The sequence below is a fragment of the Micromonospora sp. NBC_01796 genome, from assembly GCF_035917455.1.
In the GTDB taxonomy this organism is placed as follows: domain Bacteria; phylum Actinomycetota; class Actinomycetes; order Mycobacteriales; family Micromonosporaceae; genus Micromonospora_G.
On the sequence record NZ_CP109078.1, the window covers coordinates 52,833 to 69,495 of the forward strand.

The following is a 16,663-nucleotide window of genomic DNA, read 5'->3' on the forward strand; positions in this document are numbered from 1 at the left end:
CACGCGGGCGGAGACAGCCAGTCACCGGGACCGTGCCCCCACCCGCGACCCCTCGGAGCAGATACCCGTCACGGCGGCGCTGCTCGACCCGGCCCACATCGTGTTTCCGTTCTCCACTCTCAACGGAGTAAGGATTTCATTGCATAGCGGTAGTTCATCGCTTCCTCCCCGGACCTCATCCGCAGCTCGGACACGACATCCAAATCCACGTTCGGGCTCGCGACCGCCAGCACCTCGAAAAGGCCTGACTGGCCGCGCAACTCGTACACGACCCAGCTCGGGTACTCGTCAGGAGGATCGATCTCCAGCTTGTCGAGCTCGATCGAGACACTCAACGCAGAGCCAAGCGATCGAACCAGATACGTCTGGTCATCCAGGGAATCATCGAGCAGAACATTGATTGAATCGATCGCCGCCACCGCCACCGCCGCACCCGGTAACGCCGACTCGACGACGCCTTGACGTACACGCGGGATGCGCCCCGCCAGTTCCTTCCGAAGAGCGCCTGCCGCCGGCTGGCCGCCAAGCTCACGCCAAAGCATCTCGACGCCCTGTTTGAGATCGAACCTGTCCGTGTTCTGCGAACCGGCCATACGCCCGAGAAAGATCGGTACGACCGAACTGACTCGATTGACGGCGGCAACAGAGAGGCAGACGGCAACCACCCTTCGACCACTCGGGTCCGAAACACGAGGAGTTATCACTTGATTTCCGCCCTCCAGGAGTCGCGCCGTCGCAACCAGGAGCTCCGTGCGCCCAGCACAGGCGAGCGGGGCGCGGCCGGAGCCGCACCCCGCTTCGCTGGACCACCGACCAGTCGCCCAGTACCCGGAACCACCGGTCCGCCCGCTGCGCGGCGCACAGTCTGCCAAGCGACTGAAGGATGAACGCTTGCGGGTCGTCGGTCATCCGGCGCCCCGCGTTGGGACATGTCGAGTGCGCTCGTAAGCGGCTTGCAGGCATCACAGGAGGTCGACCACGACCGTCAACCCCCAACCCCGTAGACACTGCCCCCCAAAGGTGCGCCAACCTGGCCGAACGCCGCCCGAGCCGCACACCCGAACCGGTGACGGAGCCGGGCACCCGGGAACCGGGGTAAGCCCAGCCCCGGATGCCCACCGCTACCGAATCAACCCAGCCACTCTGCCGACTCTGCGCGATCCACTCCCGCTTCACCGTTCACCACGAAGTCAAGCGCTTCAGAAAAGCTCAAGCCCAGTTCCCATAGCACCTGAGGGCCTACAGCAATCACGCGCCCGTCCCCACCGATGTACGACCTGAACTGCACGGACCACATCCCCAGCGGGGAGTAATTCCTATCGAATCTCCGACTCAGCAACTCCGCCTCGTCGAACGCGTCGATACACGCATCCACCGGATCAATGTGCAAGGAAGACGGAGGGACGCGAACCTCGGAACTGCGGATCGTCAGTCCTCCGAACTCAGCCCAGACCCTGAGTGCCAGGTCGTTCAACTGAAACCCCGCCGCCTCGAGCATACTGGTCCACCCGGATGGATCGATGCGTCGACCATCGACCCATCCGGCGACACGCAAGGCATCTCGCACGCTGGGGGACCCACCCCAGCTTGCCGAACTATGGGCTTGAGGTACCAAAAGTCTTCCTAATCAACGTCAGACAGGAGTCCTCGCAGGGCTTGAAGGGTACACCGCTCGCCATCGGAGAGCCCTGCGGTCGCACCCGCAATGTCCTGAAGAAACCTCCGATGATGGCTAGGTCACCTTCAGCTTTCTGCGCCTCGTTCATCGCACAGACTTCCGAACAGGTACGGCGATGGGTTGGGCCGAGTACGTCGTCAAGTGCCGACCCTGGCGCGATTTGGGTATTTCCCTGTGTCCGACCGTAATAGCGGCGACCGGACGGGGACGTGTATTCGGTGACGAAGTCGGGCGTGCTCGCCTGGTTGATCCCCCGGTTTGCCTCCGCGTACTCCTCGATCGTCGAACCAGCCGGCGCCTCGCCTGGCTCCGGTCCACAGTTGTGCACCAGCACCGGAGTGCTACCGACGGCCACGTAGTACGTGTGAACAGCCCCAATGCTGAGGTTGTGCACGCGACGCTGCTGAACGAAGTGACTTACGGAGTCGACCTGGACCGAGGTGCCCGCCGGGGTCCGGAGCCACTGCCCTGGCTGCAACTCGGCCGCCACGACCCAGTCATCGACGCTCTCCACCCAGAACGGGTGCCCATCCGTGGCGATCACCGTGCCGGAGGAGTCACCCGCGTTCCCATCGGTGTCGACCGTGACCTCGACCAGGTCCTTGTATCCCTCACCGACGATCAACGCCACGACCGGGCGGGCCTCGGTTACCCCGGATTCGGGATCCGTGGCGAGGACCTCGTCGCCGAGTTCGACGTCTTCGATCGGCCTGGACGAGCCGTCTGCCATCACCACCTGTGTACCCGGTGTGAAGCTGTTCCCAATTGGGCAGGAATCACCCGCTCCCGCTGCATCGTCGCCCTGCCTGGCCGCGGTCGCACCGGCCTCGTCGGCCTGTGTGGCGGCAGCCTCAGCGACCTCGTCCGTCTGGCGAGCCGCAGCGGCGGCCGCCTCGTCGGCCTTGGCAAGGACGCGCTGGGCCCACTTCATCTCGCTGAACCAGTTCATCACCGCCTTGCCGGCCCGGACCATGGCCTCGCCGATTTTCTTCGCCTTGAAGATCTTGCCCCAGGGCAGCGACCCGACCACGGCCATCGCACAGGCGCCGATGTCGCCCTTCATCACGCAGTCGCGGATGTCGTTGATACCGAGGACCTCGAGCAGGATCTGTCCGCCGGCCTCGATCACGATGTCAAGGATCTTCTTTTCCTTGACCTTCTTCGCCTTGTCAACATCCTGCCGACTGGGCCCGCTCGGCGCCTTCGCCCCGTCCGAAGGCGTCTTGTTCCGGTCCGTACCCGAGGTCTTCTTGGTTACGGGGTTGTACGTGACCTCGCAGTCCTCGTCCACACACATCCGCAGACCCGTGGGGTCCGTGTACGTGACCGGCGAGTTGTTCGAGTAGGCGTACCCGTGCATCTGTTGCGGTTCTTTGAAGTCGATGATCGGGTCGACCGAGATGAACCGACCCGTTGCCGCGTCGTACTCCCGCGCCCCCAGACTGGTGAGGCCGGTCGAGGCGTCGATCGTCCCGCCGACAAAACCCTTCTGCCCCGGCCACACCGACGGCTGCGTGCCGCGCGCCTGCCCGTACGGGGTGAACTTGCGCCGGGTCAGCGCGAGGGTGGACGCGTTCACGCTGGCCTGGGCGGTGCCGTGGTGGTCGGCCAGCAGGAAGCTGACCTGGGTTCCGGTACGGACCGCTCCGACGCCGCTGTAGTAGCGGGTTCCGGTCACGGCCGATGTGGCCTTGTTCAGGGTCATCTCGGTCGATCCGAGGTAGAGCGTGACCGTCGTCGGATCCCGTCGGATCAACCGGCTCCCGGACGCGTCGTAGAGGTATTCAGTGACCTTGGTGCCCTCGGTCACCTTGCCCAGGCGTCCCTCGGCGTTCCATTCAAGGACCTGCTCGTTGCCACCGATCTTGCGGCTGGTCGTGTTGCCGGTGGCGTCGTAGTCGTACTCGTCCAACCGCTGCCCGCCGGGCAGACCGCCGGTCGGCGGGCCGGTGGTGGTCACCGACTGCAGCGTGTGCGGCTGGGCCGCACCCGCCGCCGGGTAGGTGTAGTTCGACGTGACGTTGTTGGCGGGGTTACCGGTCGTGTCGTGCTGCGTCTCGGAGAGCCGGTTGCCGACCGCGTCGAAGGTGTACGAGTGCCAGTACGGGTTCGGCCCACCGACCGTGGCCGACGATGGCGCCGCGACACAATCGTCCGTACCCGTCCAGGCGTTGGTCATCCGGCGCAGGTAGTCGTAGCTGAAGCACTGGTTGTCCGTGGTGGTGTTCTGCTCGACGTTCTTGATCTGGAGAACGTTGCCGGCCGCGTCGTAGCGGTACGTGACGTCGTCCAGCCTGGTCGGCGCGGTTATCCGGTCGGTGGTGACCTGCTTGAGCCGCCGGGAGCCGTCCTCGTACTTGTAGGTGAGGAAGACCTCCTTGTTGATCGCGCCGAGCGTCTGCCGCAGTGGCTCGCCGTACTCCGAGTAGGCCGTGGACTGGAGGTAGCGGCTCAACCCGGTGACACTGACCGGCATGTCCAGCCCGTCGTACCCGTAGGTCACTACCTCGCTCGGCAGACCGCCGCCGCTCGGATAGGTGTTCGTCTTGGGCAGGCCGGTGGTGGCGGTGTAGCTGGCACCGAAGCTGTACGTCCCGGCGAGCGCACCCTCGCTCGCCGGGACGGTGATCTTGGTTCCGGTCGGCTGATAGCGGAAGTTGTACCCGGTGACCTCGCTGACGTAGGCGTTGGTGCCGACGTGTCGGGTCGAGGAGGTCGGCAAGCCGAGCTTCAGAGTGTCGTACGTGAAGGAGGCCGCGATAGTTCCGGTCTCCGAGCCGTAGCGCATGGTGGTGGGGCGGCCCAACTCGTCGTACGTGCTCGCGATGGTGTCGTTGCGCGCATTGGTGGTCGACACAACCCGTCCACCGTCGTCGTACCTCGTGGTGGCGGTTCCCCTGTCCGGGTCGGAACTGCTCACCATCCGGCCTCGCAGGTCGAATCCGTAGCCCCAGGTGTTGCCGGCCGGGTCCTTGACCTGACTGAGCCGTCCAAACCTGTCGTAGGAGTAGGTCGTCGCGTCGTAGGCGCCGGTGGGTGTGGTGCCCTTGTGCTGCCGCAACTCCGTGGCGCGGCCGAGGGCGTCGGTGATGGTGGTCGTGGGGGTTCCGCCGGTGGGCGGGTCGACGAAGACCCGGTCGCCGCCGTAGCTGGTGACCGTCTTCCACTTCTCCACGCCGAAGCTGTTGAAGATCTCGTTGGTCGGCCGGCCCATGCCGTCGTACTGGGTGACCGACTGGCTGGGGATGAACTGGTCACCCACGTAGTCGGCCAGCGTCGCCGAGGGCGCCGCGTCGTTGTGGTAGGCCCCGTTCTTCTTCCAGGCCAGGCCACGGGTGTCGTAGAAGGTGTCGGTCAGGATCCGGCCACCGCCCGAGGCCGGCTGCTGGGTCTGGCGCAGCCGCATCGTGCCGTCGTAGATCTCGTAGCCGGTCCGGTAGGAGCCGTCCTCCTTCAGCGTCTCGGTGGTCACGACCACCGGCGCGTTGCGTACGACCCGGTAGGTGAACCGGCTGTTCGGGGTGGTCGGGAAGTCTGCCTTGGCCCGGCCGGGCAACCAGACCGAGACCAGCCGGCCCATCGGGTCGTACGCCAGATCGGTACGCGCGCCGTTCGGGTCGACCGTCGCGGTGTTGACCCCCCAGGCCGGTTCCATGTAGGTCGTGTTCTGGTGGCCCTTCGGGTTGGTCGTGGTGACCTGGCTGACCAGCGCGTCCGTGGCCGGGGTGTAGGCCGTGGTCGACTTGTTCCCGTAGACGTCGTACGCCTCCGTCACCCGGCCGTAGGCGTCGAAGACGGACTTCGAGGTGACCTTGTAACGGGGGCCGCCGGCCGGCCACTCCATCAGCTCCTCGACCTGGGTCACGTCGCCCTTGGTCGGAGCGGTTCCGTGGGTGGTCGAGCCGTCGTAGTACATCCGGGTGTCGGAGACGAGGTCGGCCGGACGGGCCGGGGTGGTCGCACAGGCGACGGCGACCTTCTCGATCCGCTTGACCGTGGTGAGGATCCACGCGGTGGTGTTGCGGGCGTACTCGTGCCGGGTGCAGCTGTTGTCGTCGTTGCGGGCCAGGTCACCCAGGTCGCTGGTCTGGGTCGGGATGCCGTACGCGTCGAAGGTGTGCTGCACCTCCGTACGCCGCCAGGTCCCGTCGGAGAGCAGCGAGCGGGAGCGTACCGACGCCATCTGGGTCACGTACGCGACCAGCGGGGTGGTGCCGGCCCTGGCTCGGGTGGCGGTCGACGCGCTGCGCCACGGGGTGTTCAGGGTCGCCGATTGCAGGGTGCCGGCGTCGCCCGAGTAGTAGAGCGTCTCCCGGCTCATCCCCTGGTAGTCGGAGATGTCGTCGATCGAGCCGCCCTCGGAGTCGACAACCTGGACGCTGCGGCTGCCGGTGGGCTGCTTGTCGCCGTGCAGGCCGCGGAAGAACAGCGTCTCGGTCATCGAGACCGGGAACGGTGCCGCGCCGACCCGGGTACGCACCCGCGCGTACCCGCGCCACTGGCTCCAGGTGCGGTGCTCGGCCTTGGTGAACTCGCTGTCGTCGTAGCCCCAGGCCGGGTCGCCGACGTAGTCGTAGCGGGTTTCCTTGGGCACCTGCGGTGCGTTGCTGGACCTGTCCTGCTCGACCACCCGGGTCGCCACGTACTTGTGGAACCAGTCGAGCTTCGGCTGGGTCTCCCCCTCGGGCTGCCAGTAGATCGGGTAGCAGCGCATGGTGTTGTTGTGCGTCTGCGAGGGGACCACGACGGTCGGCCAGCCGCTGCACTCGCGCGACGAGTAGTCGATGCCGATGGTGGAGCCGGTCTCGGTGTTGATCTCGACGATCCGGTACCGGGTGATCGCCGGTACGCCCTCGTTGCGGTCCACCCGGTTCTGCATCAGGGTGCCGACGAAGGTCACCGCCGGGGTGCTGAGCTCGCCGCCGACCTTGCCGGTACGCGTGATCCCGGACAGCCACAGGGCCTGCGCGGTCCCGTCCCCGGTGGGCGGGAACTGGTGCGTGAAGCTCCAGGTGTTGACGTCCTGGTAGGACGCGCCGCTGCGGACCTGGGTGGTGATCGCGGTCAGCCGCTTGCGGGTCCAGAACGTGGGCGAGAAGCGGTCAGTGCACGCCTCGCCGGCCTTGCAGTTCTGGTCGATCGGCACGTCGGGCCAACGGGACGCGTTCGCCTGGGTGAACTTGCTGTCGGCGCAGTCGAAGTTGGCGTCGGGCAGGCAACGCTCGGCGACGTTGAAGACGACCCGGGACAGCGCCGGCTTGCTGTACTCCGTACCGCTGCGCAGGCCGTACTCGATCCGGTCGAGGTAGCCGCCGCGCTCGTACTGGACGCCGGTGGTCTTGATGTTGCGGCCGTAGTAGTTGTCCTCCGGCACGTAGTAGTACGCCATCGAGTTGGCGTGCGGGTCGACGACGTGGTCGAGGTTCCACCGCCAACCCTGCTGGCACGATGACGTGTCGAAGGTGCTGGTGTGGCACGGTTCCCCGGCGTGGTTACCGAAGATCGGGACGGTCCAGGTCGACCTCGTCTCCGGGTTGCCGGTGGCCCAGTTCGGCAGCCGGTTGCGGCCGAAGTAGTACTGGGTGCCGTCGGTCGTGGTGACCCGCCAGTACTCGCCGTTGTCGTCGCCGTTGACCGCGCCGGTCAGACGCTCGACCCGGGAACCGTCGTCCTCGGACATCCGCCACGAGCCGGTGGCGTCGTCGCGGACCAGCTCGCTGTTGCGGCCGTTGAGCGACAGGGTGATGTTCTCCGACACCCAGCACTGGTCGCCGGTCTTGACGGTGTTGTTGGCGCCCGAGCCCATGTCCTCGGCGCACGCCTTGTAGCGACGCTCGACGAAACCGGGCGAGTAGTCCCAGCCGTCGCCGATCCAGGAGGGCTGGTTGTTGGTCGCGACCATGCGGCCGTCGATGCTGCCGGAGGAGTAGCCGAGGCCGATCTGCGGCGCCGGGCCGCCGGCCGAGGGCGGCAGTTCCATCGGGTACGACCAGGAGAAGTCACCGGAGGAGCTGCCGGCGCTCCAGGAGCCGCTGGGGGCGAGCGAGGTGGCGGCGTAGCTGCCGCCGGTGCCGGCGGAGCCGGCGGCGAGGGCGACCAGGGCCGAGGGGGCGGCGGCGCGTGCGTTGGCCGAGGTGGTCAGGTCGATCTCGGCGGAGGCGGCGGCCAGCTTCTGGTCGTTGCGGGTCGGCAGCACCGTACGCTGCTGACACTCGGCCAGTTCGGGTGTGGTCAGGGCGCATTCGGGGAGTTGGACCAGGCGCAGCCGGGAGGACCAGTCGGCGCCGTACGCCTCCTTGAACCCGCTGTAGTCCACCTCCACGGAAACCCGTCCGGCGCGACCGTCGTCGCTGCGCAGGGCGAAGAGCAGACCGCGTACGGCAGCCCGCTCGGTGCGGGGCCGGTCCTGCACCTCGACCCGTACCCGTGCTGGTCCTGCGGCGGCGGTCGCCGCCCGGCCCGTTGCCCGCGCGGGGGTTCCCACCTTGACCGGGGTGTCCCCGACCCGTGCGGTGCCGCCGGCCGGCACTGCGGCGGTGGCGGTCGCGGCGTCGGGCCAGATCACCGGTTTGGGCTTGACCGGGGCGGTGGCCTTGCGCACCACCGCCCGGGCGGGGACGACCCGCATCGGCACCGAGGGTTCCTGTTGCAGCTCGGGCAGGTCCACAGTGGCGGGTGCCGCCTGTGCCCGGACCGGGGTGAGCACGCTGAGCAGCATGACCAGCGCCAGCAGCGGTGAGAGGCGTCGGACGAGGCGGCTCCGCGCGGTGAACACCCGGCGCCGGGCGCCGGTGAACAACGGCCGGCGGGCCGGTGTGGGCAGCATGAATCGACCAGGTGTCACTGGAAGCCTCCCCCGTGGAAGTCACGACTGTCGATTTGGGCGCGACAGCGCGAGGAACACCGTACGTCGGTTGATCATCACGCACAAGAGTTGAATAAGTCACTGACATCAATGCGCCGGTTGCCCTGCGCAGTCCACTTTGTCGGACTGTTCATGACGAAGTGAGTCTTGTAAGGAGCGGTGTGTGACTGGTTGACTGCCCATCGCCGCCCGGGACGACGATGGCCCCGGGGCAACGGGGAGGTCCTGATGTCACGTCATCGGGCGCTGTCGCGCGCCCTCTCGCTGCTCACCGTCACCGCCACGATCGCCACCGTCGGCGCCGTGGCCGTGGGATCCACATCCGCCTCGGCCCAGCCGACCACGCCGGCCAGTCCCACCGCCGGCACCGACGGCGACCAGGCCTGGTACGCCACCGAACCCGCCGCCCTCGCCGCCGCCCGCAGCTCCGGCAAGCGCATCGAGGTCGACGCGCTGACCACCGAAACCCAGCAGGTCTTCGCCAACCCCGGGGGCACGTTCACCCTCGAACAGCGGGTCCGGCCGGTCCGGGTCAAGCGCGGGAACACCTGGACTCCGGTGGACACCACCCTGGTCGTCGGCCCGGACGGACGGATCGCCCCCAGGGTGACCGCGGTCGGGCTGAGCTTCTCCGGCGGCGGGGACCCGACGCTGGTCAAGCTCGACCGCGACGGCAGGGAACTGCGGATGGGTTGGAAGGCGCCGCTGCCGCGCCCGACCCTGTCCGGGGACAGCGCCACCTACGCCAACGTGCTGCCCGACGTCGACCTGGTGGTCAAGGCCGATGTGGAGGGCTTCTCCGAGGTCCTGGTGGTCAAGACCCCGCAGGCCGCGGCCAACCCCGAACTGGCCACCCTCCGATTCGACCTCGGCACCACCGGGCTCACCCTGAACACCGACAACGCCGACAACATCACCGCGTACAACAGCGACGGCAAGATGGTGTTCACCGCACCGACACCGCGGATGTGGGACTCCTCCGGTCAGGCCGATCCCGGACTCTCCGCACAGGCCCGTACGTTCGACACCAACGTCGGGGCGCACCAGGCGGCCATGGACACCACCGTGACCCCCGGCGCGCTCTCGCTGACACCGGACCAGAACCTGCTGCGGGGCAGCGGTACGAAGTACCCGGTCTACCTGGACCCGTCCTTCGTCAGCGGCGGCCGGCTCGCCTGGACCTCGGTCTGGAAGTCGTTCCCGACCACCAAGTACTGGAACTCCTCCGACATCGCCCGGGTCGGCCACTCCGACACCGACAACCTGGTCAACCGGTCCTTCTTCCGGTTGGACACCAGCCGGGTCAAGGGCAAGAACATCATCCGGGCGACCTTCCAGGCGTACGAGACGCACTCCTGGTCCTGCAACGCCCGAGCGGTCGAGCTGTGGCACACCGGCGGGATCAGCTCGTCGACGACCTGGAACAGCCAGCCCTCCTGGATGACCAAGCTCTCCACGGTGAACGTGGCCAAGGGTTACAGCTCCTCGTGTCCGGACGGTGGGGTCGACTTCGACGCCACCGGTGGCGTACGGGTCTCGGCCGCGGCCAACGCCGGGGAGGTCACCCTGGGTCTGCGGGCCAGCAGCGAGACCGACACCCTGGGCTGGAAGAAGTTCCGGAACAACCCGACCCTGGCGGTCGAGTACAACTCGAATCCGTCGGTTCCCACCGGCCTGGTGACCACCCCCGGGGTGGCCTGCGCCGGGGGCAAGATCGGCAACACCGACCTCACCCTGCGCGCGGTGCCCAGTGACGCCGACGGCGGCAACGTCACCGCGGAGTTCAACTACTGGCCGGTCGGTGGCGCCACCGTGGTCCGCAACGTGACCGTGTCCAACGGCCTCCAGGCCAGCACCATCCTGCTCAAGACCGGCCTGGTCGACGGCACCACCTACAACTGGCGGGTCCGTACCCGCGACGCCGACGGGGCCAACTCGGGCTGGTCCGGCACCTGCGCCTTCACGGTCGACCGGACGATGCCGAGCGCGGACGTCGACGTCACCTCCGCCCAGTACCCGGACTACGACCCGAGCGGCCTGTCCAGCACCGTGCCGGCCGGCATCCCCGGCCAGTTCACCATCAGCGCCAAGGGCAACACCGACATCGTCGGCTTCTACGTCGCGATCGACAACGACGCCCCGAGCCAGTACGTCGCCGCCAACGTCCCCGGCGGTACGGCGACCGTCACGCTGATCCCCACCCAGACCGGCCCGGGAACGCTCTACGTACGCACCTTCGACGGGGTGAACCCGTCGGTCACCACCGACACCGACCACACCTTCTTCGCCACCCCACCGATCGGGCCGCAGTCCAAGCGCGGCGACCTGAACACCGACGGCAAGGTCGACCTGCTCGGCCGGACTCCCTCCGGCGACCTCTGCTTCTACATCGGCAACACCGCCGGGGACTTCCGCACCGGAACCTGCACGAAGATCGACAGCAACCGCCAGGGCTGGCTGCACATCCTGCGCCCGGGTGACTGGGACGGTGACGGCTGGAGCGACCTGCTGGTGGTCGAGGCCGACGGCGACCTCGTCTACCACTACGGTGCCGGCGCGGGCAGCTTCAGCCGCGAGGCGGTCGAGATCATCACGGACTGGGACGCCGACGGCAATCCGGTCAAGACCAGCGGGTGGAACCAGTACAACCTGGTTGTCGCGCCCGGCGACTGGGACGGTGACGGCGCCCCCGACCTGATCGCCCGCAAGAGCACCGGTGAGGTCGTGCTGCACCGGGGCAACGGGTTCGGCGGCTGGGCCGACGAGTCCGCCGCCGTACGCCTCGGCTGGGGGATCTGGCAGGCGTACGACAGCATCGTCGGACCGGGCGACGTGGACGGTGACGGCGCCGTCGACCTGTACGCACGCAAGTCGAACGGCGAACTGTTCCTGATCCGGGGCAACGGCAAGGGCGGCTTCCGTACGCCGACCGGGATCACGTACGCCACCTGGGAGACCGGCGTCAACGTACGCCAGCCGAACGCCGCCTGTGACGCCTCACCGGGTGTCGCCAACTGCCCGACAATCATCGACAAACTCAATCCGACCGAACGCTTCCGCCCGATCTGCCAGCGCAAGGGCGAGTACCAGGGCGCGAACCCGTACTGGGTCTCCGTCGTGACGCCGCGCAACAAGACCGGGTGGATCTCGGCCTACCTGGTCGACTACGCCGACAACCAGCTCGCGGACGTGCCGAACTGCGCCCGGCCGGCGGCCACCACCTACACCGTCTGGGTGGACGGGGTGAACGTCGGCACCACGAACGCGGCCTGCGAGGCTTCCCCGAGCACCACCACCTGCGCCACCCCGATCGACGTGCTGAACAACGGTGACATGTTCACCCCGGTCTGCCAGCGTCTCGGGCAGACCGTCAGCGGCAACCCGTACTGGGTCTACGGCGTGACGTCACACGGCTCCACCGGCTGGATCGCGAACTGGTGGATGGACTACCCCGACAACCGGCTGCCCTACCTCGCGCTCTGCGGCGACTACGGCGCCGCGCTGGCGGGCACCGGCTGGAACACCTTCACCGTCGGTCTGGTCGCCCCCGGCGACATCAACAACGACAACAAGAACGACCTGCTCGGGGTGAAGGCCAACGGCGATCTCCAGGCCTACTACGGCACCAACACGGCCGGCCAGTTCTCCAACCCCAGCGGCGGAACCCTCGTCGGCACCGGCTGGAACGGCTTCAACAAGGTCCTCTGACCCTCGGGGTGGGGCGCCGGTCCGACGGGGCCGGCGCCGCACCCCCCGGTGCTAGCATGCGACGTGCTTGACACCCCCACTGTTTCCGCCGCGTCCGCGGAGGAATCTGCTCCGGCCCGCCCGGAGGCTTCTGCGGAGCCGACCGCTGCCCGCCGGGCCGACTTCCGGCTCTACTGGTCCGTCGCCGGACTGGTGATTCTCCTCGGCGCGGCGCTCCGGGTGCGGCAGTGGATGTTCGGTCGGGGCATGTGGGGCGACGAACTGTTCATCGCGCACAACATCCACGACCGGAACTTCGAACTCCTGCTCCGTCCGCTGACCTACTCGCAGTCGGCACCGATCGGCTGGTTGTGGCTCGAGCGCATCGCACTGCTCGCCTTCGGCGCCGGCGAACAGGCACTGCGACTGGTGCCGCTGCTCTACGGACTGGCGTTGCTGCCGCTCGTCGCGTACTTCGGTTGGCGCCTGATGTCGAAGCCCGCAGCCTGGGCGACGATCACCCTGGTCGCGGTCGCACCCCAGCTGATCGCCTACTCGAACCAGGTCAAGCAGTACAGCAGCGAGGCCTTCTGGGTGACGTTGATCGTCTGCATCGCCGTCCTGCTGGCGCAGCGAGACCGGTTGTCCTGGCGTGCGGGCATCGTCTTCTGGGTGGCCGCCGGGGTCGGGGTCACGATGAGCGCCCTGGCGATTCCGGTTGCGGGCGCGCTCGCCGTGTTGCTGGTGCTGCAACGGCTGGCCGAGCGGGGGCGGACCCGGCAGGAGCGCCTGCGCAACCTCGGCCGGTTCATGGCCGCCATTCCGGTCTGGCTGGTTCTGCTGGTGACCATGGGACTGCCCATGTACCGCGCGAGCCAGGCCGACCCTCTGCTCCGCGCGTTCTGGGAGCGGGCGCACGTCTACCCGGAGCGTCCGCTCACCGACCTTCCGGCGACCTGGGCGTGGTTCACCGACAAGGTCACGGGCCTTGGTACGGATCCGCTGGAAATGTGGTCGCTGACCCTGTTCCTCCTGATCCTGCTCCTCGGCGCGGTGTTGTGCTGGCGGCGCATCGGTGGCCTGAGTGTGGCGATGCTGTTGCTCCCCATCGCCGTCGGTCTCGGCGGCGGTGCCGTTTCCGCCTACCCGCTGACCGGCCGCCTCGCCGTGTACGCCGTGCCCACGCTCATCATCCTGGCGGGCTTCGCCGCCTCGTCACCGTCAGCCGCCTCGGCGTCCTCGGCCGCGTCGCCGCCGTTGGCCACGAGGTCCGTGCTCGGCTGGGTGCGGTGTGCGGTGGCGTTGGTCGGCATCGCAGTGCTCATGGGACCGCAACTGCGCACCGACGTCGATGGTCTGCGACACCCGGCGAGCGCCTACATGATGGGCAGCGGCGGGAACCTGTCCGAGTACCGGGAAGCCCTCCGGTACGTGGCGGACCACAAACAGCCCGGCGAGGCCTTCCTCGTCACCCGGGAGTCCTCGAACGCGCAGTCCTATTACGGCCCGACCGCCGACGGCATCATCTACCCGGCCGAGGCGGGTGCCTGCCCGGGTGTGAACGCGGCGACTCAATTGGCCGGACGTACGCGGCTGTGGCTCTACGAGACCACCGACTACACCGACGAGGAGAACAAGGTCCTCAACGAGCGCCTGGGTAAGGGCGCCACCATATCCGAACACCTCTTCCGCGGTGCCCGCGTGCTGCTCATCGAGCTACCGACCGGGAGCACCGCCGGCACCGACGTCTGCATCCTGTAGCCGACCGGCCGTCGCCCGGCACCACCGCCGGTGCCGGGATGCCAGCGCGCCGCTACCGGGGAGGGTACCGGTATGCTGCTCGGCCGATGGCCTTCGGCGCCCGGCAGGGGCGCGGTAGCCGGCCGTCGGGTCCCCGGGGAGGACAAAACAGATGCGACGTTGGTTGACCGCGGTGGCTCTCGGTGGCATGGCGGCCCTCGTACTGAGCGGTTGTGCCCTGCCCGAAGGTGTCGACGGCGACCTGACCGACGACTGGGCCACGATCGGGGCTCCGGTCAGTTTCACCCCACCGGCCGGCACCTGCCACCCACGGCCGGTGGACGTCGGTTACCTGAGTTCCTACCAGCCGGTCGACTGTGGACAGTTGCACGACGCCGAGACGGTGCACGTGGGCACCTTCAGCGGGGCTGACGCTGATCGGACCAGTCCCCCGGCGGAAGGGTCACCCAGCATGCGGGCGGCTCGGGGCGAGTGCGACGGCAAGGCCAACGAGTTCGTCGGGGGAGACTGGCGCGGCGGCCGGCTCTCGGTGAGCGTGGTGCCACCGTCGAGCTACGCGTGGGAAGGCGGCGCCCGCTGGTTCCGGTGTGATCTGGTGGAGACCGGGGGTCTGGACAACCCCGACGTGGTGAGCCGGTACCTCAGCCTCAAGGGCGCCCTGACCACCCAGCACGGTCTGGCGTACGGCTGCTTCACGCCGAAGCTGGTGAAGGACGACATCGACCAGATGCAGCCGGTCGCCTGCACGGCCAAGCACAACAGCGAGTTCGCCGGAATCTGGACCGCGCCGGACGTCCCGTACGACGCGTTCCGCAAGGACGACGCCCGCACCGAGAAGGGGTGCATGGGTGTCATCGCCACCTTCACCAAGGTGCCCAACAACAGCGACCTGAAGTACCGCACCGGTTGGATCTTCTACTACCCCAGCGAGGCCGACTGGGACGCCGGCAACCGCGGGGTGCAGTGCTTCCTCTGGATCGACGGTCGTTCCCTGACCCGGTCCCTGAAGGGTGCCGGGCCGGGCGCGCTGCCGATCAACTGACGCACCACCACGGTCGAGAGACACCACACCGACGCCCCGGCCATCCGGCCGGGGCGTCGGTGTACGGGAGATCGGGAGCGGCGGCTACTCGCCGCGGCGCAGCACCGCCAGGAACATCGCGTCGGTCCCGTGCCGCTGCGGCCAGAGCTGCACGGTGGGGCCGTCGCCGAGGCCGGGCATGCCGGCCGGCAGCAGCGGCCGGGCATCGACAAAATCGACCGGTACGCCGGAACGTCGCGCCGCCTCGGTCACCGTCACGTGGGTCTCCACCACGTGCGGCGAGCAGGTCACGTACGCGACCACGCCACCGGGTCGGACCGCCCGGAGGGCGGCGGTGAGCAGTTCCCGTTGCAGCCGGGTCAGCGGCGGCAGGTCGGACGGTTGGCGACGCCAACGCGACTCGGGGCGGCGGCGCAGCGACCCGAGCCCGGTACAGGGTGCGTCGACCAGTACCCGGTCGAATCCGCCCGAGGGCAGGTCGGGGTCCTCGCCGACGGTCCGTCCGTCCATGGTGAGCACCTTGACCGGCAGGCCGCGTACCGCCTGGGAGACCAGCCGGGCCCGGTGCTCGGCCACCTCGACCGCGGTGAGGGTGGCTCCCCGCTGTGCGGCGAGAGCGCCGAGCAGACCGGCCTTGCCGCCGGGACCGGCGCAGAGGTCGAGCCAGCGGCTGTCCTCCCCCTCGACCGGGGCGGCGGCGACCGCGGCGGCGACGAGTTGGGAACCCTCGTCCTGCACGTGCGCCCGGCCGTCGTTGATCGCGGCCAGGTCACCCGGCGCCCCACCGGACAGGTACACGGCGTACGGCGAGAAGGCGCCGGGTGCGCCGCGTACCTCGTCGGCCAGCGCGACCGGGTCGGCCCGGCCGGGCCGGGCGCAGAGGTGCACCGGCGGGCGCTCGTTGTCCTCGATCAGCAGTCGCGTGGTCTCGGACATGTCACCGCCGAGCGCTTCGGCGAACGACCGGATGATCCACTGCGGGTGGCTGTAGACGAGCGAGAGGTGCCCGACCGGGTCGGTCTCGAACGGCGGCGCCAGCTCGGCGACCCAGGTGTCGAGGTCCTTGCCGGCGATCTCGCGCATCACCGCGTTGGCGAATCCGGTCGCGCCGGGTGCCACCGAGCGGACCAGTTCGACCGTCGCGGAGACGGCGGCGTGGGCCGGCACCCGGGTGTAGAGGAGCTGGTACGCACCGATGCGCAGCGCGTCGCGCGGCTGCGGGTCGATCCGGGCGACCTCGCGTGCCGCCGCGACGGCCAGGATCGCGTCCAGGGTGCCCCGTACCCGCAGCGTGCCGTAGGTCAGCTCGGTGGCGAAGGCGGCGTCACGTCCGTGCAGTCCCCAGTCGCGCAGGAGTCCCGGCAGCACCAGGTTCGCGTACGCGTCGTCCCGGTGCACCGCAGCCACGGCCTCGTACGCCGCCAGGCGCGGCAGGTCGGCCGGTGGGCCGCCCGGTCGACCGCGTCCGCCCGTACCGGTGGACCGGTCCCGCCCGCCACGGGCGTCCCGGGGGCGGCCACGGTCGTCGAAGCGGGGTCGTCCCCGTTCCTCGGAGCGCGGTCCCCCACGGGCGTCGGAGCGCACGGCCGGGCGGTCGTCCGACCGGGCCGGCGGGCGGTCCTCGGAGCGG

Annotated in this window: 7 protein-coding genes; 3 read left to right on the forward strand and 4 right to left on the reverse strand. The window is 68.8% G+C overall.

The genetic code is table 11. The features are described 5' to 3' along the window. Positions 1-119: 119 nt before the first annotated feature. The 3 genes from OIE47_RS00265 to OIE47_RS00275 form a co-directional block, all read right to left on the reverse strand. Positions 120-665, reverse strand: a complete 546-nt coding sequence (locus OIE47_RS00265) for a hypothetical protein (protein ID WP_326559431.1) — start codon at positions 663-665, stop codon at positions 120-122. Between the two features lie 464 nt (positions 666-1,129). Then, the gene (locus OIE47_RS00270) at positions 1,130-1,567 is read right to left on the reverse strand and encodes an SUKH-3 domain-containing protein (RefSeq protein ID WP_326559432.1); all 438 of its coding nucleotides are present in this window, start codon (positions 1,565-1,567) and stop codon (positions 1,130-1,132) included. Between the two features lie 28 nt (positions 1,568-1,595). Then, the gene (locus OIE47_RS00275; RefSeq protein WP_326559433.1) at positions 1,596-8,522 is read right to left on the reverse strand and encodes an RHS repeat-associated core domain-containing protein; all 6,927 of its coding nucleotides are present in this window, start codon (positions 8,520-8,522) and stop codon (positions 1,596-1,598) included. A gap of 249 nt (positions 8,523-8,771) precedes the next feature. Here OIE47_RS00275 and OIE47_RS00280 point away from each other — a divergent pair, with 249 nt between their 5' ends. From OIE47_RS00280 to OIE47_RS00290, 3 genes are all read left to right on the forward strand, one after another. After that, positions 8,772-12,251 carry an FG-GAP-like repeat-containing protein gene (locus tag OIE47_RS00280; RefSeq protein ID WP_326559434.1) on the forward strand — a complete coding sequence of 1,160 codons (3,480 nt, stop codon included), beginning with the start codon at positions 8,772-8,774 and terminating at the stop codon, positions 12,249-12,251. A gap of 63 nt (positions 12,252-12,314) precedes the next feature. Continuing rightward, positions 12,315-13,991, forward strand: coding sequence for an ArnT family glycosyltransferase (locus OIE47_RS00285; protein ID WP_326559435.1), 1,677 nt, complete (start codon positions 12,315-12,317; stop codon positions 13,989-13,991). A 151-nt stretch (positions 13,992-14,142) separates the two neighbouring features. Further along, positions 14,143-15,033: a septum formation family protein gene (locus OIE47_RS00290; RefSeq protein WP_326559436.1), complete on the forward strand. Its 891-nt coding sequence runs from the start codon at positions 14,143-14,145 to the stop codon at positions 15,031-15,033. Positions 15,034-15,117: 84 nt separating this feature from the next. Here the strand turns inward: OIE47_RS00290 and OIE47_RS00295 are convergent, their stop codons facing one another. Next, the gene (locus OIE47_RS00295; RefSeq protein ID WP_442792123.1) at positions 15,118-16,617 is read right to left on the reverse strand and encodes an RsmB/NOP family class I SAM-dependent RNA methyltransferase; all 1,500 of its coding nucleotides are present in this window, start codon (positions 16,615-16,617) and stop codon (positions 15,118-15,120) included. Positions 16,618-16,663: the final 46 nt, after the last annotated feature.